The following is a 22,769-nucleotide window of genomic DNA, read 5'->3' as shown; positions in this document are numbered from 1 at the left end:
ATTTACATTTGTTTATCATAAAGGGATATAATGATAATGTATAATACATAATTAGTTATATATGCATAGCTTCAAATCTATAAAAAGGAATGATGGCATGGAATTACTTCAGTTGCATTACTTTCAAACCGTTGCCCGATTGGAACATATGACAAGGGCCGCCGAGGAATTGAGAATCGCCCAGCCCTCCCTCAGTAAAACGATCTCCCGTTTGGAAGAGGATCTTGGCGTCCCTTTATTTGAAAGACAAAACCGTCAGATTAAATTGAACCACTTTGGAAAACTGTTTCTGAATCGGGTCGAACGTGTATTCATGGAAATCAATGAAGGGAAAAGGGAAATCCTTGAGGGAATGAAGGTAGAAGAACATACCATCCGAATGGCTGTTACGATTCCTCGAGTGCTTCCAGATTTAATCGGGGCTTTCTTGAAAGACAATCCTCATGTCAGGTTTCAACAATTCGTCCACTCTATGACTGAAATGAAGAAGCAGTTAAAAAATGGGGAAATCGATTTCTGCATCTCTTCCATCCCGTTGGGGGAAGATGAGGACATTGTTTGGGAGCCCTTGATGACAGAGGAAATCTTCCTAATTGTTCCTCCCGGCCATCGGTTTGAGGACAGAGATGAAATCGATTTGATCGAAGTAAAGGACGAACCGTTCATCAGTATGAATACAGGGTATGGACTACGGAGCCTAACCGATGAATTCTGTCTGAAAGCCGGCTTCTCCCCTGTGATTTCATTTGAAGGGGATGAACCCGGCGTAATCGGTGATCTTGTCAGACAGGGACTCGGAATCGCCTTCATCCCAGCCATATCATGGATGAATAGACGCAATCCCTTCCCACATAAAATCAGAATCAAAAACCCGACCTGCCAGCGGACCATCGGACTCGGCTGGTCAAAACGAAGGCACTTCACCAAAACCGCCAAACAATTCCACCCATTCATGATCAACTACTTCAACACCATCGACAACCAATTGAACCAATTATAGCAGAGGGACGGACCTTCATTTTTGCAAATGAAGGCCCGTCCCTCTTGGTTTTCTTATTAAAATGTGAGGTCCGTCCCTCTCTTGATTGGAATCCATACTTCTTCAATTGCGTTTGGGTCTCTTGGGTGGTAGTGTTGGTCAAAGCGTTCGAAGTGCTCGCGGTCGTCTAGTTGGTAGTTTGAAGATGGCATCCATACATCATATATGTATTGAAGGGTTTCATGGAAGTGGCTTGCGGGACCGTGGTGTAGGAACATGGCGTACAACCCACCCATTATCTCGTGTGCCTCCATCCCTTTTACATCCTCTCCAAAGGCCTCGACCTCTACTGCTGCCCATTTTTGAAACGGAGTGGAGGGGGTCAATCGCTTCACATCGAAACCAGGTTCAAATATCTTCATATTATATAATTTTTCATCTACACGATGAGGGATAGACTTCCAGTTGGGCATGAAGCTTTGCCAGAGTTCTTTCGTGGTGTCGCCTGCTAAAGACATGGTTCTCGATTTTCCGATCAGTTTTTTCTCTTCTAATTGGATGATTTCTGGATTCATTATGGTCACCTCTCCTCTAAATAAAATGAAGGAATCAATTCACATTTTGACTCGATTTCTTAAGCATCAGATCCATTTAGCAAACCAGGCAATATAATAAGCCGCCGGTATAAAGATCACCTGCGCCAATAAAGTCCCGACAAACTTAGAACTCAGCATGGTCATGGAATAGCTCTTCAAGTAAAGGTAGCTACTTTCCTTTTTCACCACACGGTGGAACCCTTCAGGATCCCACTCACTATTCCTTATCGATCTTTCCGAACGAGATCCGCATATGTCTCACGCTCAATCACAACCCGTGCTTCCCCGTCTTTCACAAAAACCACTTCTGGTCTTGGAATCCGGTTATAGTTACTCGCCATTGAATATCCGTAGGCCCCTGTACTGAACACGGCCAAAATATCACCGTAATTCGTCGGCGGCAGCATCAGATCCCAGATCAGCATGTCACCGGATTCGCAGCACTTCCCGGCAATGCTCACGAGCTCCGTACACTCCTCATTCGGACGGTTAGCAAGTACCGCATTGTATTTTGCCTGATACAAGGCAGGACGGATATTGTCTGTCATCCCTCCGTCAATCGCGACATACGTTCTGACATCAGGAATGATTTTCTTCGATCCCACTTTATATAAAGTGGTTCCCGCTTCTGCCACCATGCTTCGGCCCGGCTCCACCCATACTTCCGGTAATGGATATTCATGCTTCGCGAAATACGTTTTCACACTATCCGTGATCCCCTTCACATACGTAGGAATCGGCAGGGGCTGGTCTTCTTCTGTATACCGAACACCGAACCCTCCACCAATGTTAAGTACGGGCATCGTCACGTCATACTCGATACGAATTTTTTGAAGGAAGTCTGCCAGTACATGAATCGCCTGATCAAACCCTTCCCGTTCAAAAATCTGGGATCCGATATGAGAATGCAGGCCAAGTAAGGAGAAGTATGGCTTGCGAATGGCCAATTGAATCGCCGTTTCCGCCTGCCCGTTCGATATGCTGAAACCGAATTTCGAATCCTCCTGTCCCGTCGTAATGTATTCATGGGTATGGGCTTCGACACCCGGTGTGACTCTTAACAGGATCTTCACCTGTTGCTCACGTTCCTTGGCAAGGTCATGAAGCAGTTCAAGCTCCAGGAAACTATCGACGACAAAGCAGCCAATCTCCGCTTCAAGAGCCATGAGAAGCTCTTCTTCCGACTTATTGTTCCCGTGAAAATGAATGCGATCCGCTGGAAATCCTGCCTCAAGGGCCGTATACAATTCCCCGCCAGAGACAACATCCAGAGATAGATTCTCTTGTTCCGCCAAGCGAACCATCTCTTTACAAAGAAATGCCTTACTCGCATAAGCTACCTGAAATTCCAATTCACTCTCCTTGAAAGCCTCCCGAAACAACCTTGCATTTTCACGAATCATCCCTTCATCATAGACCATTAACGGAGTTCCATAGGATTCAACAAGATCCCCCGTGCTCATGCCTCCGATTTCAAGATTTCCACTAACGTTCACATCAACTGTACTCATATCCCTTAATCTCCTTTATCTCTCTGGAAAAACACAAAAAACCGTATGAAGCGATGCTCATACGGTTTATCATCAGTATACGGAGACGTGATGAAGATTATGTATTAACATCTCTTCAATAGTGCTCCACAACTTTTTCATTGTGACAGTTCAACATTTCTTCAATGCTGACCCAACAAAAAATAGAATTGGCTATTTTCTGCTTCGGCGATCTGCCTTTCTCTTCTCATCCCGGAATCCAATATTCTCAAAGAAGATACTCATCATACTCGCGCCTCTATTATCAGAGAGTGATTTATTATTTTGTTTGAATTACTATACCATTCTAGTGAAAATATTGTCAATTGGTTTGTATGAATCTCTATCGAATATAAGCTATTTGCACAAGGGAGTCACCGTGGCATCAGGTATCCCTGCTTTGGGATATCAGATAGGAAAAGCATAATCCCACGATCAAAAAGAAAACCATGATGACAAATAGAGCAGTCCCGGGATTATCATTTACTGTTTTCCACAGAGGTGTCCCTTCCCAGCTCGTGACTCCTTCTAGAGCGAGCCCCTGGTCTTCATATAAAATCGCCCATATTTGATATATCTTGCATATGACAAAACCTATGATTAGTCCAGCAGTCCCTCCGATAAACCAAGTCAGTTCTTTTTTTCCCATGTGAGAATCCTCTTCTCTTATTCATCTATCCAACTGTTTGGTCACTGTCTTCCCAGTTTTATTTCGAACGGTTTCATTTTGATTGGCGCATCATTCATGCTCAACGTCGCAAATGGCACAATCAACGAGTAATCTTCTATGCGATTATCTTGAGATATTGTAAAAGTGGTTTGAAAGTGTAAAGTGTCTTTATCCACTGATTTTGTTTTCTCACTTCGAATCATATGGTTCACCATCTCATTATATTCCAACTCACCCTCCGCATTTCTCTTAATATCCGTTGATGGGATGACATGAACGAATTGAGCAATATTCTCTAACATGTCATATTGGAATTGCTTATCTTTAATATGATTGATGGTGAATTCGATTGTCACTTTCCCGTTTGCATTTTCGATATCTGTCACGGTGATCTGATAACCGAAGCGGGGGCTCTTCACCTGGAATGGAGGTTGCGTCGCTAATGTACTGATCCCATCTTCATCCGCCAGGTTCATGTCTGCCTGGACTTTCAACGAATTTGCCTTGTCACTGAGTTTACTCGTGAAAAGTTCTCTGACAGTCTTTTGAACCTTTCCATCTATGGACCTGGTCTCAAGTATTTCAGCACTGGATTTCGAAAGCCGGTTCCCTAGGTCATCGAACACAATAAGATTTAGATCATCCTTCACCGACTCTACAGTATACGTATACTCAAGTGTAGTGGTGGCTTTCCCCTTCGTCACCGATGTCATCTGAAGCTCGAACTCTCCGTCTGGTGTTTCAGTCCTGGCGGTTGTTTGGATAGTTTCAGATGGAATCCGCTTCACCGGTACATCAAAAGACCAGTTTCCATTCACGTCTGCCATATGAGTGAAAGTCAATGGAAGGGTGAAGTTTTCCGGCAACTCTTGCCCATCACGATAAAACTCAATGGAACCGACAAACTCATCCCCATCTTTTTGAAGGCCCGAGCTCCCCGATCCCCATTGATTCTGATCCTTTCCGTCAAAGAGGTGATAGCTATAGCCACTCACTGGACGGTTCCCCTCATCCATATGTTCAATGGAAAGATTGTCACCCTTCGCCTGGAACGTCACCCCGATAATATTTCCGTCGTAATAGGTGCTCGTAATCGTCACAGCCACATCGTTTGAAGTAGCAGCCTGATTGACTTCGGTGACTCTCTGGCTTGAATAAAGTTCTTTTCCCACATGAGATCCGACTTTTTCATATATTCCACCAAGTACAGGCAGTTTCGCCAATGCATTGTTCACTGGAGTAAAAAGGAAACCCGATATGAAAACCATGGAGGCTACTGCCGTAGTGATGGCCGCACTCACCTTGACCATTTTTGTTCGTACCTTTTGCTTTCTACCCTTTTTAATTCCTATTGAAATCGCCTCGAATACTTCTTCTTTCGGCACCTCGATGCTTTCCATTTCTTCCTCAAACCATTTTCTGTCCATACTGATTCACTCCTTCCAACAGCTTTCTCAATTCAAGCTTAGCCCTGTGAAGATATGTCTTGACCGTCCCCTCAGGCGTGTCCATCGTTTCTGAGATCATCTTGATCGATTGCCCCTGAAAGTAAAATAAAATAATCACCGTTTGATAGTGATGATTCAATGACGCCATGGCCGTAATCAAATCAATCCTTCCCTCTACATCCGTTTCTTCTGCGATGAGAGCATGGTCGAGAAAATCTTCCCCCGTCAGGATGAATCTGTTTTGTTTCTTAAGGAAGCTGTAAGCGGTATGGATTAGAATTCTGATCAGCCAAGTGCTGAAATACTCCGGATTCTTCAAACGGGATATCGAGGTGAATGCCCTGCAAGCCGTTTCCTGTACGACGTCTAATGCATCTTCTTTATTTCTCACATACAGGAATGCCGTTCGGTAAAGCTTCTCGCTTTCATGCTGGATAAGCATCTCGAATGCCTTCTCATTCCCTTTGATGGCTTTTTTTACTAGTTTTACTTCCATTGATTAACCTCCTGTCATTCATTAGAGTGGTGGGGAGATGGAAAAGTTTCAAGAAATTTATTATGAGGATGACACGGGAGAGGTTTTCCTTTTTTTAAAAAAACGCATAAATGGTGGATGGAGACGCAATTATGATTGAAAACGACGCAATCACCGCTAAAAACGACGCAATTCTCCTCAAAAATGACGCAATCATGGGTGATTTCGACGCAATTAAATGAATAGGGCGGAAAATAGAATTGAAAGAATGGAATGAAAATGGTGCAAAAGCTAAAGAAAGTTTGAAAAAACCTTTTTAAATTTTCTTTGTAGGGATATTTGCCAGTAAACATGCTTTTCCAATCGATAAATTTCAGTTTCACCTTCCTTATGAAGGAATAGCCTAGCCGTTTAGATTCACAAGCCAAAAAAGGAGGAGCATCCCCGATGCCCCTCCTTTTTTGATATTATTTAAACACTCTTCTTCTCATCCACTGCGTAGCAGCCCATTTATCCCCGATGACAACCGGCGCCCCACCATGAAGCGTCAAGTCGTTCAAATCCTGGTTATCATAGAAATATTCGAAGTAGACCGCCATCCCCTTTTGAGGAGAGACGGAGAAATTCAGTTTAGGGAAATACGTTTCCCCGCCTTCTTCCACATCATTCAAATACATGACCAAGGTGCTGATTCTCGGATTCTTCACCGGTCGTGCCGATGCAGAGAAGAAATCAAAATGGGCCTTGTACTCCTGCCCAGGTTTATAATTCAGGATTTGAAGGCCTTCCCCGTGCTCGACCGGTATATTCATAATCTGAGAGATTCGCTTTTCAATTCTCGTCACCACATCATGTTCATTCTCTTCAAGGAACACAGAGCTACTCGTTCTAAGCTCATCCACTGTACGGGTATTCCCAATTTTTGAGCGTTCAATCCGGTCCTTTGACAACTGAATAAGTTCATCACACTCTTCATGGCTTAACACATTCCCAAGAACGAGGATCAGTGGCTCTTCCACCTTCGCGATAATCTTAATTTCCCGATCTTCCGTCATGAACTTATTCCCCGTATGGTGAAAAATCGTTTGTTCCTTAACAGCTATTTCATTAGTATCCATTGCCAACATTCATCAACCTCTTATCGTATTTTTAACATTCTGAATTCTTTCATTGGTGGAAACATTCATTTACTCTTCCAATCCGGAAAAACGATTGCAACAATAGACATAACGATGGTATTTATTTGGTTGGCTGTTTCCTCCTGCGTGTGTGTTTTCATATATTTTACACCTGGAATGGAGGGAATTCTATCTTTATTTTTTCATTTTGTTGATGAAAATGAAGGGAATTTGGAGGAGTGTAGAGTTCACGTGGTTGTAGGGCGTCACAAAAAAGACAAGGGTTAAGTTTATGCGTCGCATTTGAGATTTATGCGTCATTTTATCATTTCATGCGTCGATTCAACTCATTTATTCGATATCCACAAAAAAACAGGCTGCCGAATCCAACCCTCGACAGCCCATCCAATCTACTATTTCTTCAATCCTTCATACTGAACCAATACTTCCTTCACAATCTCACTATCCGCATCCAACCTACTCACTTCTTTCAACACATGAGCTGGACCGTGCTCTTTGACCATGCCTTGGATTTCCATTGCTTGTTCATCTCGAGGATTGTCGAATAAGAGTGCAGCGGCAATCGCTTCGGCAAGATAAGAATAAGAGAGACCTGCTTTTTGAGCCTCGGTTGTCGGACGGATCAAGCGGTCGTCCGGACCAAGCTTGCGGATCGGCGCACGCCCTACACGGGTGACATCATCGTTCAGGTAAGCATTTTTGAAGCGCTCAATATTTTTATCTATATAAGCAAGATGCTCTTTTTCATCTAGCCCATATTGCTTCACAAGATACGCACCGGTCTCTTTCAATGTTTCCTTGACCTGTTCTGCGATGGCATCATCAGCCAATGTTTGATCGATGGTTGATTTTCCTTGAAGGTAACCAAGATACGCAATGACCGCGTGTCCAGTGTTGACCGTGAACAGCTTACGCTCGATAAATGGCGCAAGATCTTCCACAATCGTCATCCCCAGAACAGGAGGAATCATTTCCGTCGTTTCGACCACCCACTCGTAGTACGGTTCAACTAGAACGTCTAATGAACCTTGATCTTGCATCGGAACAATGCGGTCCACAGCTGAATTGAAGAAGAATACCTTTCCATCAAGCTGAGCTGCCGTGTCAGCATCAAGATTTTCTAAAATATATTTTTTCAAAATATCTGTTGCTCCGATTTGATTTTCACATGCAATCACATATAATGGCTCATTTGAAGACGCCACACGTTTGGCGATCCCTTTAGCGATAAGAGGCGCGATTCTTGGAAGAATATTCGGTCCGATCGCCGTTGTCAGATACGTGGACCCGACGATCGTCTCGATGACTTCCTCTTCCTGATGAAGATTATTAAGTCCTGAAACATTCTCGATCGTTTCCGTTTCCATCGTTTCCGTCGCAAGCTTCACCTGGTAACGCCCTTCTTCATTCAGCTTATTGATGACCTGTTCTGCGATATCTACAAAGGTCACGTGATAACCTGATTGGGAAAACAGTGCTCCGATAAATCCTCTGCCTATATTACCTGCTCCAAAATGTACGGTTTGTTTCAACATCATCATTCCTTTATCAAATTAGTTTGTAAGTAATCGAGAAATAAATCTTCTAATTTCTTCAGGATGATCACTTCGTTCGTAGACGAATAAATCATCATGCTTATATGATCTTCGATTAAACTTGTACTGATCAAGCTCAGGATTTCCTGTTCCCTCCTGCTCAACTCTTCAGGGGCGAGCATAAGGAGGAGACTTTTCATCTCCATTTCCACTCCGTCCATTCCCTTGATCCTGCACGGTTCATCCAAATGGGCAACTTGGAAAATCAACTTCTTCACGTTATCTTCCCGGCAATGGAAGAGACCCATATTCGTGTTTGGAATTCCGAGTCCGCCCTTTTTCTCCCTTTCCATCAGCTGGTGTATAACCACATTTGGCTGCTCGAGAAGTTCGTCCCGTTCCGCCTGTTCCACCATCTCGTTCAATATCCTGAGATGACTTCCCCCAGACCCTTTACGATACACGCGGAAATTGGTGAGGATAGCTTCCATACTTGAATGGACCTCTTTGATTTCCTGGAGAAGTGATCTGACTTCGGTTCCGCTACTACCGCTCGATCTCTGTGCGGGCTTTAAATATTTTTTTCTCGTCAGCTTTTCTACATTATTCTGGAGATAACTTTGAATAAATCCTATATCCTTTTCGCTTAGCAGCGGACTTACCAGAATATACTCGACTTCTGTGAAGGGAAGTCTGACCGTAGAAATCACGATATCATAGTCAAGGAGATTCGCTGTTTGGAAATCCTTTATCGACAGGATCTCCACCTTATTGATCATGGTCAGTTCCCGCTGTATGCGGCTTGCAAGCATCTTCGAGGTACCAATCCCGGTCGGACAAACAACCACAGCACGGATATTAACCTTCTCTTCATTCATCAGCATGGCTGATCCGAAGTGAAGGACGATGAAGGCCACCTCATCATCGGGAAAAGAGATATCCTTAAATTCAGTTTCAAGACTTTTTTTCACCGCTAAGAATAACACCGGATACTTCTTCTTGATTTCATCCGTTAATGGATTGAAGAGCTCTAATTCCTGCTGCAGTCGGAAAATGGACGGTCCCATATGGGCAAGCAGCCCTTGAAACAGGGAAAAGTCATCAGACAAATCCACATGGAGGTCCGTCGATACATCCTTTATGACATTCTTGATGAGTTGCCCAAGAAGGATGCTGTCATAATACACGACATCTGGATCCTGTACCTTAGACCCTTTCAAAATGACTGTCAAAAATCGTCGGTCCTGTCTAGTCATTTGAGCGGACAGGTCACGTTCCAATTGTGTACATACCACATCAATCAGCTGGTGTTCATTCGAATCCTCAGCTTCCATTGGTTCATTCGTTTGGAGCTCATAGCCCTTTTCCGTTCGCTGGATCGTTAGGCAGACATGTACGATCAAGCCGATATAATCACTGTCTGTTAAGGTGATATGGTCCTGCGCCAAATAGTGACTTGTCACCTGATCGGCGGTCACTAAATAGTCTGGCTTGAAATATCCCAGTACCGGTTCGTCAAGCCTATTCCCCTTTTGCATTCCATACAATGTTTCGATAATATCTTCATAAAAATTCACAAGAAAGAAGCTTGCCAGGGCATGACGCTTATCCGACTCATCGGCCACAAGCTCCACTCCCACTCCCCTCTTCCTTGTAAGGGTGATGCCGAATTTACTCAACCAATCCGCCAGCTCATCCAAATAGGAAGTGAGCGTGGTCACGCTGATTCCCAGTTGATTGGCAAGAACCTGCTTTTTGAAAGAAGGACCTTCATGAAGTAGGATGATCAGCAAATTAAGCTTCCGTTCTTCAGGGGTTTCATCGGTGGGGTTCACTTCAGCAAGATGTTGAATCAAGCGATAAACATGTTCGTTCTTCCCATCGATGAAAAGTCCTTCATTAGCAGTCCGCTTAAGTTCTAAATGGTATTCCGTTAAAATGCTTTCAATTGATTTGAGGTTTCGCTGGATGGTTCTTCCACTAACGTTCAAAAAAGCAGAAAGAGAGTAAACGGTATGTTTCCCCGATGTTTTTACAATCAATTCAATGATGGATTTTTCCCTTGATGTAATAAACATTCTTTCCACTCTTTTCTCTGAATTAGCTTTTATCGATACAAATGAGAACAGAAAGGCAGGAGAATCCCGCCTTTCTGAATGATGTCTAGTTGCTGTTGATAATGTCTTTCAATTCTTTGGCTGATTGGGCCTGAACCATCTGGTCAACGTTTTCCTGCTCGGAGCAGACTACGGCGATGCCAGAAAGGATTTCAAGATGAGTGCCGTCTTTACCGGCGATACCGAAGATCACCTTCGCCTTCTCACCGTTGAAGTCAACCCCTTTTGGTACTTGAACGACCGTAAAGCCTGATTTGATGACGGCTTTCTTCGCGTCTTCTGTACCGTGTGGAATGGCGACGTTGTTACCCATGTACGTAGAAGTAATTCCTTCTCTGTCAATCATAGCATCTACATAGCTTTCTTCAACGTATCCTGCTTTGACGAGAGCTTCACCTGCGAACCGGATTGCCTCTTCTTTCGTGGCAAATTCCTGATTCATGAAGATGTTCTCTTCGAGCAGTAAATCGTCGTCTTTATCTGCATTTGGTTCAGCGTTTACTGCTTCTTCCTCTGCTTCTTCGACTGTCTCTGCTTGCTCACTTGTAATCCCGTCTTGAAGACTCGCAATTAGCTTATCGTATTCAGGACTTGATAAGAAGTTATCCACAGAAATGTGGTACACATTTGGAAGCTTATTCTTCGCACGCGGCGTCAGCTCTTCCTGTGTGATGACAACTTGGGCATCCGCTGGAAGGTTACTGATAGATGTGTTCGTCACACTAACGTCTAGATTTGCAGCCTTCACTTTCTTACGGAGAAGGGAAGCCCCCATTGCGCTTGAGCCCATACCTGCATCACAAGCAAAGACGATTTTGTTCACATTTTCAGGCATTGTTCCTTGTCCGCCCACATGATCGGCAACGGAACTTTTCTTGCCTTTCATTTCTTGCATTTTCTTCGTTGCGCCTTCGATGTCTTCATCGGTTGCCTTACTTGATTTCAACACGATTGCCGATACGATGAACGATACGGCTGTTGCCACAAAGACTGCTGCAAAGTTTGCCAGATACGCCATTCCTTCCGGAGGAGTAACGGCTGTAATTGCGATAATACTACCAGGTGATGCCGGTGACACCAATCCTCCACCCATTAATACAAGGGTAAAGACTCCGCTCATTCCACCAAGGATGACGGAAATGAACAGCATCGGTTTCATTAGCACGTATGGGAAGTAGATTTCATGAATCCCTCCAAGGAAATGAATGATAGCTGCTCCTGGAGCCGATTGTTTCGCTGTCCCTCTACCGAACAACATGAATGCAAGTAGAACTCCAAACCCTGGTCCAGGATTTGCTTCTAATAGGAAAAGAATCGATTTTCCACCCTGTTGAACTTGCTCCAAACCTATTGGTGACAAGACACCGTGGTTGATGGCATTATTTAAGAAAAGAATCTTCGCGGGTTCGATCAGGATACTTGTTAACGGGAGTAATCCTGCCGCTACAAGCCAGTCAACGCCGGAAACGAGTACGTTTGTAAATGAATGTACCGCAGGACCTACACCAAGGAATGCTAAGATTGCAAGAATTCCTCCAAGGATACCGGCTGAAAAGTTATTTACGAGCATTTCAAATCCTGCTCTGATTTTCCCTTCGATTGCTCCGTCGAACTTTTTGATCACATAAGCCCCTAAAGGACCCATGACCATGGCACCTAAGAACATCGGTGTATCTGGTGCACCGACAATGACACCCATTGTCGCAATCGCACCTACGATCCCACCACGTTGGTCGTGAACGAGCTTACCTCCTGTATACCCGATTAAGAGCGGTAACAGATACGTAACCATCGGCCCTACTAGATTGGCAAGGCTTTCATTTGGAATGAACCCAGTTGGTATAAACAACGCTGTAATTAAACCCCAAGCGATAAATGCGCCAATATTAGGCAAGACCATAGAACTGAGGAAGTTACCAAACTTTTGTACCGCGACTTTCATATTTGATTGAGCCACTTCTCTCATCCTTTCATAAATAGATAATAATTTCTTATTTTAATGATAGGCCCTAGCGCATTGGGGATTCAAGGATGATGAAAACTAACTTTGTCACCCATGTGACGACAAACCTATTGTTTCTCTATTGGGGGAAGTTATTCTTGGGAGCGATTTCGGTTCTTTAGCTTTCTGTAGAGATCTCGACCACCGTTAGGATTGGCCGCATTTACTCGTAAATTGATTAAAAAGCAAAAAAAAAGAACAGCATTGCACTGTTATCTCTATTTATATTAGCCTTTCAACACTCGCAACAAGGTTGAGTGTGACTGATAGTAGATTTTATCGGCGATATCCTGAATATATCGGCGATATTTTCATTATAACGGCGAAATTCTAAATTTAACGGCGAAATTTCCATTTTAACGGCGAAACCCGATTTCCACCCCATCTTCCCATAAAAAGAACCTGCCCAGTCATGTCAGAACAGGTTACCAGCAGCATTTTATTTTCATCAGCGATAATCCAGAATCACCATGAACCTGAAACCTGTTTCCAGAAAGACACTACGTAAGGTTGATGAATAAAAAAATAGCTGAAGACGAATCATTCGCCTTCAGCTATTTATCATCTCCTATATAGTGACGTTTCATTGTCAGTCAGGATGCCCCCTTATTACGTAAAGATCTACTTATCCAATGAAATGCTTATCTTATCATCTACATATTTCGTAGTGCTGTAACCCTCGATTACAAGCTCTGTCGGCGTCACGTCTTCAGTGGAACCATCGTTGTAAAAATCAATCGTCTGCTCCGTTTCAAAGTAGCGAGGATGATCCAATTTATCATACACATACGCACCAACGTCGTGTGTCTTCCCATCTTTATCCATCAACACGCCATCCCCGCCATTAATGCTAATAGAGATATTTTGATCGTCTTCAGGCGTTCGATAGAATTGATAATTTACATTCTCATAAACCCTGTCCTTCGATAAGTCATGGGTAAGAACCACCCTTGCAGGATTTCCGACACTAATTTTATCAATAGAAATCGTGTTGCCAAGATACTCAGTGTTTTGCGGCAGATCCTTGGTGGCATCAAGCTCGATGGTTTTCCGGCTGTCTACGGATAAATGCAAGGAACCGAATTGGATGCCCACCTCTTTGGGATCATCGAAATATAGGGTGTCGAAGCTCGCTGTAAAGGCATTCCATCCCTCCTGATTAATGGAATCCATGTACATATTGCCACCAAAGGGATCAGCTTCCATCTTCTTCCCATCTATTTCAAGAGAATCAAAGTTGATCACGTCAATCCGTTCCTCATCACGATCAATCTGAAAGCTATACTGAAGGAGGGTGGTGGTGGGTGCGATGGTCAGTTTATCCAATCGAACCGGGATCCCTCCCACTTCGACCTCCTGATCCAGTTTATGAACGCGAGATGACTGCTTTTCAAAAGGGATCTCGAAGTTCCATTCCCCCTCGGCAAATTTCATTTCCCCTCCGCCATACAAGCCTTCTTTCCCGTCGTGTGCCAATTGCATGAGCCTTGCCACATTCAGCTTGATGGTTCCCTTATCAACAGCTACCGGCATCAAGCTCATCGTTCCTTTATACACATTTTTTTCTTCATTATGTATCTCGCCTTGGTCGATAGGAGGCGAATAAAACCGTGAATCTGCACTCATGTTCATGACTTCACTTTCATTCTCTATATATACGCCTTCATACCCATTCATCATATAGCGATTATCATTCTTACTATCTTCAATCTCATAAAAAACAAGCGTCTGAACATCATCGGCCACGACACTCTTGACTGTAATCTTCACCCCATTGCTTTCCGCTTCCAAGTCCAACCGCTCCCCGAGATCGTGCTGGAGAAAAGCGCGAAGCTGTTCGTCTTCCTCTGTATATGAATAGTAGAGACGCGCGAATCCACCGGTCACGAATCCTGTACACACAAGCAAGGCGAAAACACCTGCAATGGAAAGCCAAATGGATTTCCGTTTTTTCTTCCTTTTCTCCCTTTTCGCTTCCCTTTCGTACAGCCTGCTTCTGACTCTCTCCATAAACCCAGAAGGAACAGCAATGTTCTCGGCCATTCCACCGAGGGAAAGCGTCACTTCTTGAAAAGAGGCCAGGTCTTCCTGGCAGTGTTGACAATGATAGATATGTATTTCAAAATCCACCTTTTCCGGTCGATTCATCGTTCTTCCCAAGTAATCCAGGTAATGTATCTGATAGTCATGACAGCCTTTGAAACCCGTATCATACCCCAGCTTTTCACGAAGAGTCCTAACGCCTCTGAATAACCTGGATTTCACCTCATCAACCGTGATCTCCAGTACACAGGCAGCCTCTTCATGTGAGCATCCTTTGACATACACTAATGCCACTGCTTCTTTAACCCCTGTCTCCAAGTGATGAAAAGCTTTGAATGTGTCATTCCCACCTATACTCAGTGATTGGTTGGACATTTCCTGACAATACTTAAGAAAAGCCGAAGTGGCCGATTGCCCCTTCTTACGTTTATATGACTCCTCATGTACCTTGATGATCGATTGATAAATTGCATCCTCAATCTCCTGTTGACCTTCAAAATACACCCTGCCCAGTGCATAAAAAGAAGGCATCTCCCTCTCAAACAAGGCAATGATCGATTCTAGTCCCCTAACTCCCAGGCCGTTTGCTAACACAGGATCGATTTCCATTTTCACCATTGCTGTCTCCCCCCTTTACCAACTCTCCTACTTTCTTACCACTAATTATTTCAAAATTCCTACTATTTCACAATCATTTTCTTAAAAATCAATTGGAAAACTCTTCATAATAATTGACGTATCTCTTCTTTTTCATCTATACTTTTTCCAAAATGTCATTTATCGGTAAATGCACATGATCGCAGGCATCACTACTGCTATCCCGTAGACCGCTGTACAATTAGGACGCACCCTCAGTCAATAATGGAACAAGAAAAGGGACGAACCCCTCAGGATCCATCCCTTTTTTGTCTTTTTTATAAACGATCAATTTCACCCAACTGTGACTGCATATCCAACTCAATCATCTCTTTTGCCTTTGTAAAGGTAACTACTTCATTCGATACCCAATGATTATACAACTTAGGAAGGGCGTTCCGGTGGTAGACCGTACCTTTCACTTCTGCGAAGAAATAAATGATCAGTAAGTTGACCACGTCGGTCGGAAGTGCCTTCTTACGCTCGATTCCCTTTAAAGAAAGGATATCCAACCCTCTTAATGGGCTGCCGATCACCGCTTCTGCCATATGAAAGGGATCAGCCGCCTGGCATAAAGTCACGAGTTCAGGATTAATATCTTCAAATTTCAAGTGAATTCCCCTTTTACATAGCTAGTGAACGAATATACGTTACACTTCAACCATCGATAGATTGTAAGATCAACTACTATGTATTATAACAAAAAGATGTTCCAAGAATCACGTACTTGTATGTTAATTTTTACTTAACCAAAATTCCATGACGGTTTCTGATGTTGAAGGATAAATGAGACTCCTTACCTGGTTCTCTATCAAATAGCATTCCGTGATCCAATCAGGAAGATCGTCATGTTGCTCCTTCCATAAACGTTTCCGTTCTAAAGCATCTGCTACCCTCATTTCAATCCAGGAATCCGCTATCATATTTTCACTACCACACTCGTCCGCCAATGGATGAATCGATCGATTGTAGTATGGTATTCCACCATGGATATGACTCCTGTTCCTCACCCATATGACACTTTCCCTAGGAAGGAAGCCAATATGACGGTACCCAAGAACTGACAACGGTTGAGAGTACTCATCTAAATGACAGTAACACCCCGACCACTGCCTGTCTGTGTCACTCGGCAGAACCATTTCTGACGTGTAAAGCGATAGGCCGGTTTGAAATAGATTATGTATCTTGCGGTTGAGGAAAACCGGATTTCTCTTTTGTTCCTTACAGTCCGATTTAGGTGAATGACACGTAAAGCCAAGTCGGTCGAATCGGATCACTTTAACAAGCTGCATGTAGCCCCTCCTTCTAGCCTGAATTTCTCAAGGACATTCTATCCAAGCCCACTCTATAATGGTGGGATTTCCCTATATAGAGTGAGTTCAAACAATAAAATTTTATGACAAACAAAAAAGGAAGATCGCTCAAATGCGAAATCTCCCTTTTCCATACTCACGACTAAACTCTATCGCTGCTCATTCAGCGCACGCTCAAGGGTAGACGTAACCGATATATTGTCAAATGAAATCCCCAGTTGAATCGCGGTCTGGGCAATTTCCGGCCGGATCCCGGAAATCGTGCTCTTTACACCGATCAAGTTCAAGCTATCAATGATCTGAAATAATTGGTGCGCGACCATTGTATCCACCATGATGACCCCGGATAAATCTATGAACAAATGCTCAAGATCTTTATCTACACATTCAGCTAGCGTATTCTCCAGGATATACCTTGCTCTTCCCGTATCGATATCTCCGATTAAGGGCAGGACACCTGTTTTTTGATTCAATAATATAACCGGTGAGCTTAGTTCACGGATCATAGCCTGCTGGGCATTCAGACGTCTTTGAGAATACTCGTAATTCTCTTCTGCGAATTTGGAGATGACGAGGCTGAAGGTTTTGATGATCAACTCCCGGAAAGACTCGATTCTTTCAGGTGGAAACTCATTTCTATAATGGCGAATAAAATCCTGTAAAATGTCAAGGTACTGATCCTGGGTTCTGAAAAACTCCCTCAAAATAAAATGTGTGGGGGTCGTTAGGTGTTCTTCATCCTGAGCGATCTCCTCAATCCAATGCTCGAAGTTACAAAGCGCATCCTGCCCTACATCCTTAAAGAGGACACAAAAACGTTCGTGAAATTCGTGATTTTGCCCTTTCAACGTTTCGATCACCAATGGATCCGTGGAGGCATATACCCCTGACTGGTCACTTTTATCCAGGGACTCATACCAATTCTCCGTCAACTGCCATGTGCGTTCGCTCATAAATTCATAAAATTTTTCCGCTACCTGCATAATCGACCTACTTTCTTAAAGTGATCCGTCCCTCTTCCATCTCAACTGCCATTTCATTGGCCCGTTCCGAAACGATATATTTTTACACTTATATTAGTAATGTACTATGTCCTTCACATAAAGGGAAGCAAAATCTAAGGATGCATACTCTCAAAATCCTTTAATAACAAGACTTCACATTTCTTAAGGCAAAGGACATGCATTTTTAGGAATTCATTGGAAGGAAAGAACGACTATTTACATTTTTTCTCAAATTTCAGCCGTAATTCTTTGACGCTATCGGGAAAAGAGATTTACCATGTAACGTGAACCCGTAATAAAGGATTCTTGCAACAACCAATAATCAACTTCGTGGAGAGCGCTCACCATGATTAATTTTGAGAAAGAAGGCGTATGAATATGTGTGGAATTGCAGGTTGGATAGATTGGTCAAGAGATCTTTCAGGAGAGAATGAGACTCTCAAGAAAATGACAGATGCCATCGAACATAGAGGACCTGATGCAGAAGGATTCTGGCTCGGTCAACATGCAGCACTTGGACACCGGAGACTGATTGTCATTGATCCTGATGGCGGATTACAACCTATGCTCTACAAGGATGGAGACCAATCAATCGCGCTAACGTATAATGGCGAACTCTATAACTATCTTGAGCTCCGCAATGAACTAATAGAGAAAAACCATCATTTTACAACCAATTCGGATACGGAAGTCCTTCTTCATGCATATTTAGAATGGGACGAAGAATGCGTTCATCATCTTAACGGAATTTTCGCATTCGGAATTTGGGACGATCGAAAAGAGAGATTGATGCTTGGTCGAGATCATTTAGGTGTGAAGCCGCTATTTTATACTAAAAAAAATGGAATCATTATTTTTGGCTCTGAAATCAAGGCTCTATTAGCACACCCTGAAGTCCACGCTGAAATTGATGCTGAAGGTTTATCCGAGGTTTTCGGCCTTGGACCGATGAAGACACCTGGAAAAGCTATTTTCAAAGACATTAATGAGGTCCGTGCAGGACATTACATTACCTTCACTAAAGATAAGATGAATACGGTACAATACTGGAAGCTCGAGAGCAAAGAGCATACAGATGATATGGACACCACCGTTCGAACCATTCGTGAACTTCTCGAAGATACGGTGAAACGTCAATTGATCGCAGACAAACCATTAGTGTCCATGCTATCAGGAGGACTGGATTCAAGCGGACTCACTGCCATTGCAGGAGAAGAATTCAAACAACAGAACAAAACTCTCCCCACCTACTCCATTGATTTCGTAAACAATGAAGCCAATTTCAAAGAAGACTTCCTTCGCCGCGATTTGGATGAGCCTTGGGTGAAGCGAGTGTCAGAACACGTGGGCACCGAGCATACCTCCATCGTCTTTGATGCAGAGAAACTCGTCGACAATCTTTTGACTCCCATGAGAGCTCGGGATCTTCCGGGAGTCGGAGAAATTGAAACCTCCCTATACTTATTGTTCAAGGAAATGAAAAAGGATGCGACAGTGGCTCTATCGGGAGAATCTGCCGATGAAGTATTCTCCGGTTACCCGTGGTTTCACCAGCAGGAATATTTAGATGCCGATGTGTTTCCATGGCTTCTGAATATAGGTGGGATCGCAGGGGTCTTGAAGGATGATCTTCAAGAGAAACTCAATATAGAAAGCTATCAAAAAGAGCGATATCAAGAAGCACTCCGAGAGCTTCCTGTCTTAGACGGAGAGAATGAAGTAGAGGCAAAGCAGAGAAGGATGTCCTATATGTTCATCACCCGCTTCCTGCCATTTATGCTGGATCGGAAAGACCGCGCCAGTATGATGACAGGCTTCGAAGTCCGTGTCCCATTCTGTGACTACCGTCTTGTTGAATACTTATGGAATATTCCATTTGAAATGAAGAATGTCGATGACATTGAAAAGGGGATCCTTCGCCGAGCATTTGATGGATATCTTCCGGATGATGTACGGAATAGAAGGAAGAGTGCCTATCCAAGCACGAAAGATGATGCCTACCTTAAGGGAGTCAGCAACTGGATGATTTCCATATTGGATGATCCCGCTTCACCGATCCTTGACTTGATCGACCGTGAAGAAGTTAGGAAAATTGCCGAAGGGAACAGCGAACTCCCTGATTCAACTGCCAAGGGATTACTTGACTACCTGGTTCAGGTAAATGCCTGGCTGAATGAGTATCAGATTAAGATAGCTATATAAGAGACAGGACGGGGCTTAGTTGCCTCGTCCCTTTTTCTATGATTCTTCGTTATTTCCCTATTGAATCACAGTACGATAAATGGAATGAGATGAGATCGTATGAAGAAATCCACAGGTTCTTAGAAAAGCTGATTAAAAGATAAATGAAAGAGAGGGACGGACCTTTTGAAGGTCCGTCCCTCTTTTTTAAATTGTTTTCACTAGTTGAAACAACACTTTTTCACAGATTTTTATTTCTTCTAGGTCTACATATTCATTGACTATATGTGCGTTGGTGAGGCTTCCTGGTCCAAATACAATGGCTTCAGTGCCGGGTGATAATAATGAGATGATGCCTGCATCCGTATATGCTGGAAATCCTTCGTACTCCACTTCTTCACCCGTTTCAGTGAGATATGCTTCCGCCAATCCTCTACAAAAATAGCTATCTATCGGAGTTTCCAATGGTGGCCGTGCCAAACCTTTTTGTTTGAACGCTATGCTTACACCGGGGACGGACCTTTCCCCTACTTTTACAGCCTCACTTAGAAATTCTTGAATATTTCCCACTGTGACCGGTGGTACAAGCCTGAAATCCAGCTCTGCATTGCATAAACGTGGGACCATGTTTGTCTTTTCCCCTCCGGCTAGTTTCCCTACGGTAACGGCCGTTTTCCCAAGTGTTTCATGCTCATAAGGAAGTTGATTGATCTTATCTTTAATAGAAGTAATAACCGCACTCATGGCATGGATGGCATCCAGACCTAAATGGGCGTACCCGGCATGAGAACTTTTCCCGGATACTTCAACATCAAACCAAACTGTCCCCTTATGGGCAGGCGCGATATGATTGCTTGTAGGCTCTGTTGCAATGATCATGGCATCTCCCGGTAAACGTTTCTTTTCCACTAGATTTACTGCACCGGCCATCTGAGGACCTTCTTCATCCACTGTGACACATACATAGAAATCCCGTTTCAAGGACAGTTCTTCCTCTGACACTTTCTCCAGTACCTTCATCGCAACAGCCAGACCACTTTTCATATCACAGGAACCTCGTCCATACATCTTCCCTTCGATGATTTCCCCTCCGAACGGGTCCATATCCCATCCTTCCCCTGCAGGAACCGTATCCATATGGGCAATCAATACAATGGGCTTTTCATTGGAAGCTCCCTTATACTTTGCAATGATATTCGGTCTTCCTGGAGAAACTTCTTCATAACTGACCTCTACGTTTTCTAATCTTTTTAGCCATTTGTATACGAAGTCTGCACATTCCTTCTCCACGGTTAACGGATTTTCTGTGTTGATTTGGACGAGTTCTTTCACTAACTGAACCGTATCTGTTTTCACTCTCATTCTATCCACTCCCTATGATCCGATTTTGCGATACTCTTCCGCAATTTGAACGCTTTTTTGCTTGGTCAATGCACTGACGCCCACCACAATCACTACATTACAGATCAGTCCAAGAATACCTGCATGAATATCGAGAGGTGTAGTCTCTGCTATTAACTGATAATAATAGTTTACGAATGTACCGACAATCAATCCTGTAATGACAGCTGGTCCAGTCACCCTTTTCGAATAAAGAGCGCCATATACACCTGGTGCGAATTGAACGATCGAACCATACGCTCCTAGTAATAGGGCGATGAGTCCTTGTCCACCAAAGACGGTGATAAAATATGCAAGTCCACCGACAACAAATACACCGATTCTCATTAGGAGTAAAGTCGTTTTATCAGAAAGATCTGGTTTCACGTTCTTAATAACCCCATCGGTGAATTCAAGTGAAGCACTATGGGTAATGGCATCTGCCGTAGACATGGCCGCTGCCAAAGCTCCAGCGCCCACGAGCCCGTAAACCCAACCAGGTAGATTAAGAACTGTCGTAATCAAGTAAGGAAGAATCTCATCTGGCGCACCGATGTCAGCTGGATTGACGATATTTACCGCTGAAAATCCAACAAACAGTAACGGGATAAGAAACAAGGCAAAGATTGGATACACTAATACCGTTTTCTTTATGGTCCGTGCATTGGAAGCATAGGATTTAGAAAATAAGTGGGGCCACATCAAGAACCCTATGAGTGATACGAGAATTGTAGTCGTATAGGCCGTTCCAGACATGGCAGACCCTTTATTCCCGATTTCAAAAAATGTTGGGTTGTCCTGAACCAGGTTCGTAAACATCCCTCCTACACTATCATGAAGCTTATTCACAATCGCCAATCCGACCACCCATGAGATGACGATCATTAAAATCCCTTGAAATACATCCGACCATGCAGCTGCCCTCAGTCCTCCAGTTGCCACATAGACAACAACGATTCCATACGCAAGCAATGCCCCAAGCCAAAGGGGGATACGACCTTCTGTCATGATATTAAATATATAGGCCATCCCCTTCATCTGAGTTGCCAGATATTGAATTGAAGCGAATAATGCGATGATCCCAACCAGGATCGGGAGAGTTTTACCTCCGTATCTCTTCTTCATAAAGCCTGCAACGGTGTAAATATTATATTTCCGACCAATTTTCCCGATTTTAGGACCGATGATATACCACGGGAGAATGGCAAATGCGGTATAAGTTAAGATATAAAGTGCTGGTGCACCTTTGGAGTAAGCCCACCCGGGTGCGCCGAGAAATGAAAAGGCACTGAAGACCGCTCCACCCATCAAGAACCACATGACGATAAGTCCAAGACCTCCGCCTGCAACTGTAAACTCATCTAAAGAATGTTTATCATGGCCTCTTCCTGCCATTACGCCAACCACTAGTGCAATCACAAGGTAGCCAATCATCATGATCATCGCAATCTGCCAATCTGCCATTAATGTGCCTCCTCTTCATCTTTATCAGGATCTATTCGGTAGAGAACTAGAACAATTAAAAATGTAATGATAATCCAGAAAATAACCCAAAACACGGAGAACGGCATCCCCATTACCATGGGTGTTGCCCTGTTCCCCAGTGAAAACAATGGGAAAACTAATAAAAGAAACGGGAGAATCAAAGACAAACAATAGATTTTAGTAAATTTGCTTTTACTCATACGACACCCTCCTAGTTTGATGTATCGGGAGATTAGG

The 22,769-nt window shown here is 43.5% G+C and carries 19 protein-coding genes and 1 riboswitch; of the genes, 2 read left to right on the top strand and 17 right to left on the bottom strand.

What is annotated here, in order from left to right; translation table 11 throughout:
- Positions 1–97: 97 nt before the first annotated feature.
- Positions 98–1,000, top strand: a complete 903-nt coding sequence (locus FGG79_RS14585) for a LysR family transcriptional regulator (RefSeq protein WP_138779552.1) — start codon at positions 98–100, stop codon at positions 998–1,000.
- A gap of 56 nt (positions 1,001–1,056) precedes the next feature.
- On the opposite strand, the gene FGG79_RS14580 is transcribed toward FGG79_RS14585, so the two are convergent.
- From FGG79_RS14580 to FGG79_RS14515, 14 genes are all read right to left on the bottom strand, one after another.
- Positions 1,057–1,554: a GyrI-like domain-containing protein gene (locus FGG79_RS14580; RefSeq protein WP_138779551.1), complete on the bottom strand. Its 498-nt coding sequence runs from the start codon at positions 1,552–1,554 to the stop codon at positions 1,057–1,059.
- 66 nt (positions 1,555–1,620) lie between these two features.
- Positions 1,621–1,764 carry a lipid II flippase family protein gene (locus FGG79_RS14575; protein ID WP_481747281.1) on the bottom strand — a complete coding sequence of 48 codons (144 nt, stop codon included), beginning with the start codon at positions 1,762–1,764 and terminating at the stop codon, positions 1,621–1,623.
- A gap of 35 nt (positions 1,765–1,799) precedes the next feature.
- The gene (gene lysA / locus FGG79_RS14570) at positions 1,800–3,086 is read right to left on the bottom strand and encodes a diaminopimelate decarboxylase (RefSeq protein ID WP_138779547.1); all 1,287 of its coding nucleotides are present in this window, start codon (positions 3,084–3,086) and stop codon (positions 1,800–1,802) included.
- 111 nt (positions 3,087–3,197) lie between these two features.
- Positions 3,198–3,374: riboswitch (Lysine riboswitch) on the bottom strand.
- Positions 3,375–3,489: 115 nt separating this feature from the next.
- A complete protein-coding gene (locus FGG79_RS14565) occupies positions 3,490–3,753 on the bottom strand; it encodes a hypothetical protein (protein WP_138779545.1) in 264 nt (87 codons plus the stop codon).
- 41 nt (positions 3,754–3,794) lie between these two features.
- A complete protein-coding gene (locus FGG79_RS14560; protein WP_138779543.1) occupies positions 3,795–5,201 on the bottom strand; it encodes a DUF4179 domain-containing protein in 1,407 nt (468 codons plus the stop codon).
- The gene (locus FGG79_RS14555) at positions 5,182–5,718 is read right to left on the bottom strand and encodes a sigma-70 family RNA polymerase sigma factor (RefSeq protein WP_138779541.1); all 537 of its coding nucleotides are present in this window, start codon (positions 5,716–5,718) and stop codon (positions 5,182–5,184) included. Before FGG79_RS14555 ends, FGG79_RS14560 begins: the two co-directional genes overlap by 20 nt.
- A 446-nt stretch (positions 5,719–6,164) precedes the next feature.
- Complete coding sequence (locus FGG79_RS14550) at positions 6,165–6,815, bottom strand: 2OG-Fe(II) oxygenase (RefSeq protein ID WP_138779828.1); 651 nt, start codon at positions 6,813–6,815, stop codon at positions 6,165–6,167.
- A 413-nt stretch (positions 6,816–7,228) separates the two neighbouring features.
- A complete protein-coding gene (locus FGG79_RS14545; protein WP_138779539.1) occupies positions 7,229–8,368 on the bottom strand; it encodes a mannitol-1-phosphate 5-dehydrogenase in 1,140 nt (379 codons plus the stop codon).
- 5 nt (positions 8,369–8,373) lie between these two features.
- Positions 8,374–10,449: a BglG family transcription antiterminator gene (locus FGG79_RS14540; protein WP_138779537.1), complete on the bottom strand. Its 2,076-nt coding sequence runs from the start codon at positions 10,447–10,449 to the stop codon at positions 8,374–8,376.
- 85 nt (positions 10,450–10,534) lie between these two features.
- Positions 10,535–12,445 (bottom strand): PTS mannitol transporter subunit IICBA, encoded by a 1,911-nt coding sequence (locus FGG79_RS14535; RefSeq protein ID WP_138779535.1) that lies wholly within the window; start codon positions 12,443–12,445, stop codon positions 10,535–10,537.
- Positions 12,446–13,111: 666 nt separating this feature from the next.
- On the bottom strand, positions 13,112–15,151 hold the full coding sequence (locus tag FGG79_RS14530) for a DUF4179 domain-containing protein (RefSeq protein ID WP_138779533.1): 2,040 nt from the start codon (positions 15,149–15,151) through the stop codon (positions 13,112–13,114).
- A gap of 296 nt (positions 15,152–15,447) precedes the next feature.
- A complete protein-coding gene (locus FGG79_RS14525; protein ID WP_138779531.1) occupies positions 15,448–15,780 on the bottom strand; it encodes a hypothetical protein in 333 nt (110 codons plus the stop codon).
- A 123-nt stretch (positions 15,781–15,903) separates the two neighbouring features.
- Entirely contained in the window at positions 15,904–16,461 is a 558-nt protein-coding gene (locus tag FGG79_RS14520) for a hypothetical protein (RefSeq protein ID WP_138779529.1), read from the bottom strand.
- 170 nt (positions 16,462–16,631) lie between these two features.
- The gene (locus tag FGG79_RS14515; protein ID WP_138779527.1) at positions 16,632–17,465 is read right to left on the bottom strand and encodes an STAS domain-containing protein; all 834 of its coding nucleotides are present in this window, start codon (positions 17,463–17,465) and stop codon (positions 16,632–16,634) included.
- A gap of 399 nt (positions 17,466–17,864) precedes the next feature.
- On the opposite strand from FGG79_RS14515, the gene asnB reads away from it, so the two are divergent.
- Positions 17,865–19,688, top strand: a complete 1,824-nt coding sequence (asnB, locus tag FGG79_RS14510) for an asparagine synthase (glutamine-hydrolyzing) (RefSeq protein ID WP_138779827.1) — start codon at positions 17,865–17,867, stop codon at positions 19,686–19,688.
- A 186-nt stretch (positions 19,689–19,874) separates the two neighbouring features.
- Here the strand turns inward: asnB and FGG79_RS14505 are convergent, their stop codons facing one another.
- From FGG79_RS14505 to FGG79_RS14495, 3 genes are read right to left on the bottom strand one after another with little or no spacing between them, the layout of a single operon-like run.
- Positions 19,875–21,029 carry a M20 family metallopeptidase gene (locus FGG79_RS14505; protein WP_138779525.1) on the bottom strand — a complete coding sequence of 385 codons (1,155 nt, stop codon included), beginning with the start codon at positions 21,027–21,029 and terminating at the stop codon, positions 19,875–19,877.
- Between the two features lie 12 nt (positions 21,030–21,041).
- Complete coding sequence (locus tag FGG79_RS14500) at positions 21,042–22,511, bottom strand: sodium:solute symporter family protein (protein ID WP_138779523.1); 1,470 nt, start codon at positions 22,509–22,511, stop codon at positions 21,042–21,044.
- Entirely contained in the window at positions 22,511–22,732 is a 222-nt protein-coding gene (locus FGG79_RS14495; RefSeq protein WP_138779521.1) for a DUF3311 domain-containing protein, read from the bottom strand. The genes FGG79_RS14500 and FGG79_RS14495 overlap by 1 nt, the downstream gene beginning before the upstream one ends.
- Between the last annotated feature and the right edge of the window lie 37 nt (positions 22,733–22,769).

Source organism: Bacillus sp. BHET2, from assembly GCF_005938125.1.
Classification (GTDB): Bacteria; Bacillota; Bacilli; order Bacillales; family Bacillaceae_B; genus Rossellomorea.
The sequence above is the reverse complement of the archived record's forward strand: the minus strand, read 5'-3'. Positions and strand labels throughout refer to the sequence as shown.

Bases quoted from the DNA above. Each gene is read 5' to 3' on its own strand.
- lysA (WP_138779547.1), bottom strand. From the start codon at position 3,086: ATGAGTACAGTTGATGTGAACGTTAGTGGAAATCTTGAAATCGGAGGC.
- FGG79_RS14520 (WP_138779529.1), bottom strand. From the start codon at position 16,461: ATGCAGCTTGTTAAAGTGATCCGATTCGACCGACTTGGCTTTACGTGT.
- FGG79_RS14560 (WP_138779543.1), bottom strand. From the start codon at position 5,201: ATGGACAGAAAATGGTTTGAGGAAGAAATGGAAAGCATCGAGGTGCCG.
- FGG79_RS14505 (WP_138779525.1), bottom strand. From the start codon at position 21,029: ATGAGAGTGAAAACAGATACGGTTCAGTTAGTGAAAGAACTCGTCCAA.
- FGG79_RS14580 (WP_138779551.1), bottom strand. From the start codon at position 1,554: ATGAATCCAGAAATCATCCAATTAGAAGAGAAAAAACTGATCGGAAAA.
- FGG79_RS14540 (WP_138779537.1), bottom strand. From the start codon at position 10,449: ATGTTTATTACATCAAGGGAAAAATCCATCATTGAATTGATTGTAAAA.
- FGG79_RS14550 (WP_138779828.1), bottom strand. From the start codon at position 6,815: ATGGATACTAATGAAATAGCTGTTAAGGAACAAACGATTTTTCACCAT.
- FGG79_RS14500 (WP_138779523.1), bottom strand. From the start codon at position 22,511: ATGGCAGATTGGCAGATTGCGATGATCATGATGATTGGCTACCTTGTG.
- FGG79_RS14495 (WP_138779521.1), bottom strand. From the start codon at position 22,732: ATGAGTAAAAGCAAATTTACTAAAATCTATTGTTTGTCTTTGATTCTC.
- FGG79_RS14565 (WP_138779545.1), bottom strand. From the start codon at position 3,753: ATGGGAAAAAAAGAACTGACTTGGTTTATCGGAGGGACTGCTGGACTA.
- FGG79_RS14530 (WP_138779533.1), bottom strand. From the start codon at position 15,151: ATGGTGAAAATGGAAATCGATCCTGTGTTAGCAAACGGCCTGGGAGTT.
- FGG79_RS14585 (WP_138779552.1), top strand. From the start codon at position 98: ATGGAATTACTTCAGTTGCATTACTTTCAAACCGTTGCCCGATTGGAA.
- FGG79_RS14555 (WP_138779541.1), bottom strand. From the start codon at position 5,718: ATGGAAGTAAAACTAGTAAAAAAAGCCATCAAAGGGAATGAGAAGGCA.
- asnB (WP_138779827.1), top strand. From the start codon at position 17,865: ATGTGTGGAATTGCAGGTTGGATAGATTGGTCAAGAGATCTTTCAGGA.
- FGG79_RS14515 (WP_138779527.1), bottom strand. From the start codon at position 17,465: ATGCAGGTAGCGGAAAAATTTTATGAATTTATGAGCGAACGCACATGG.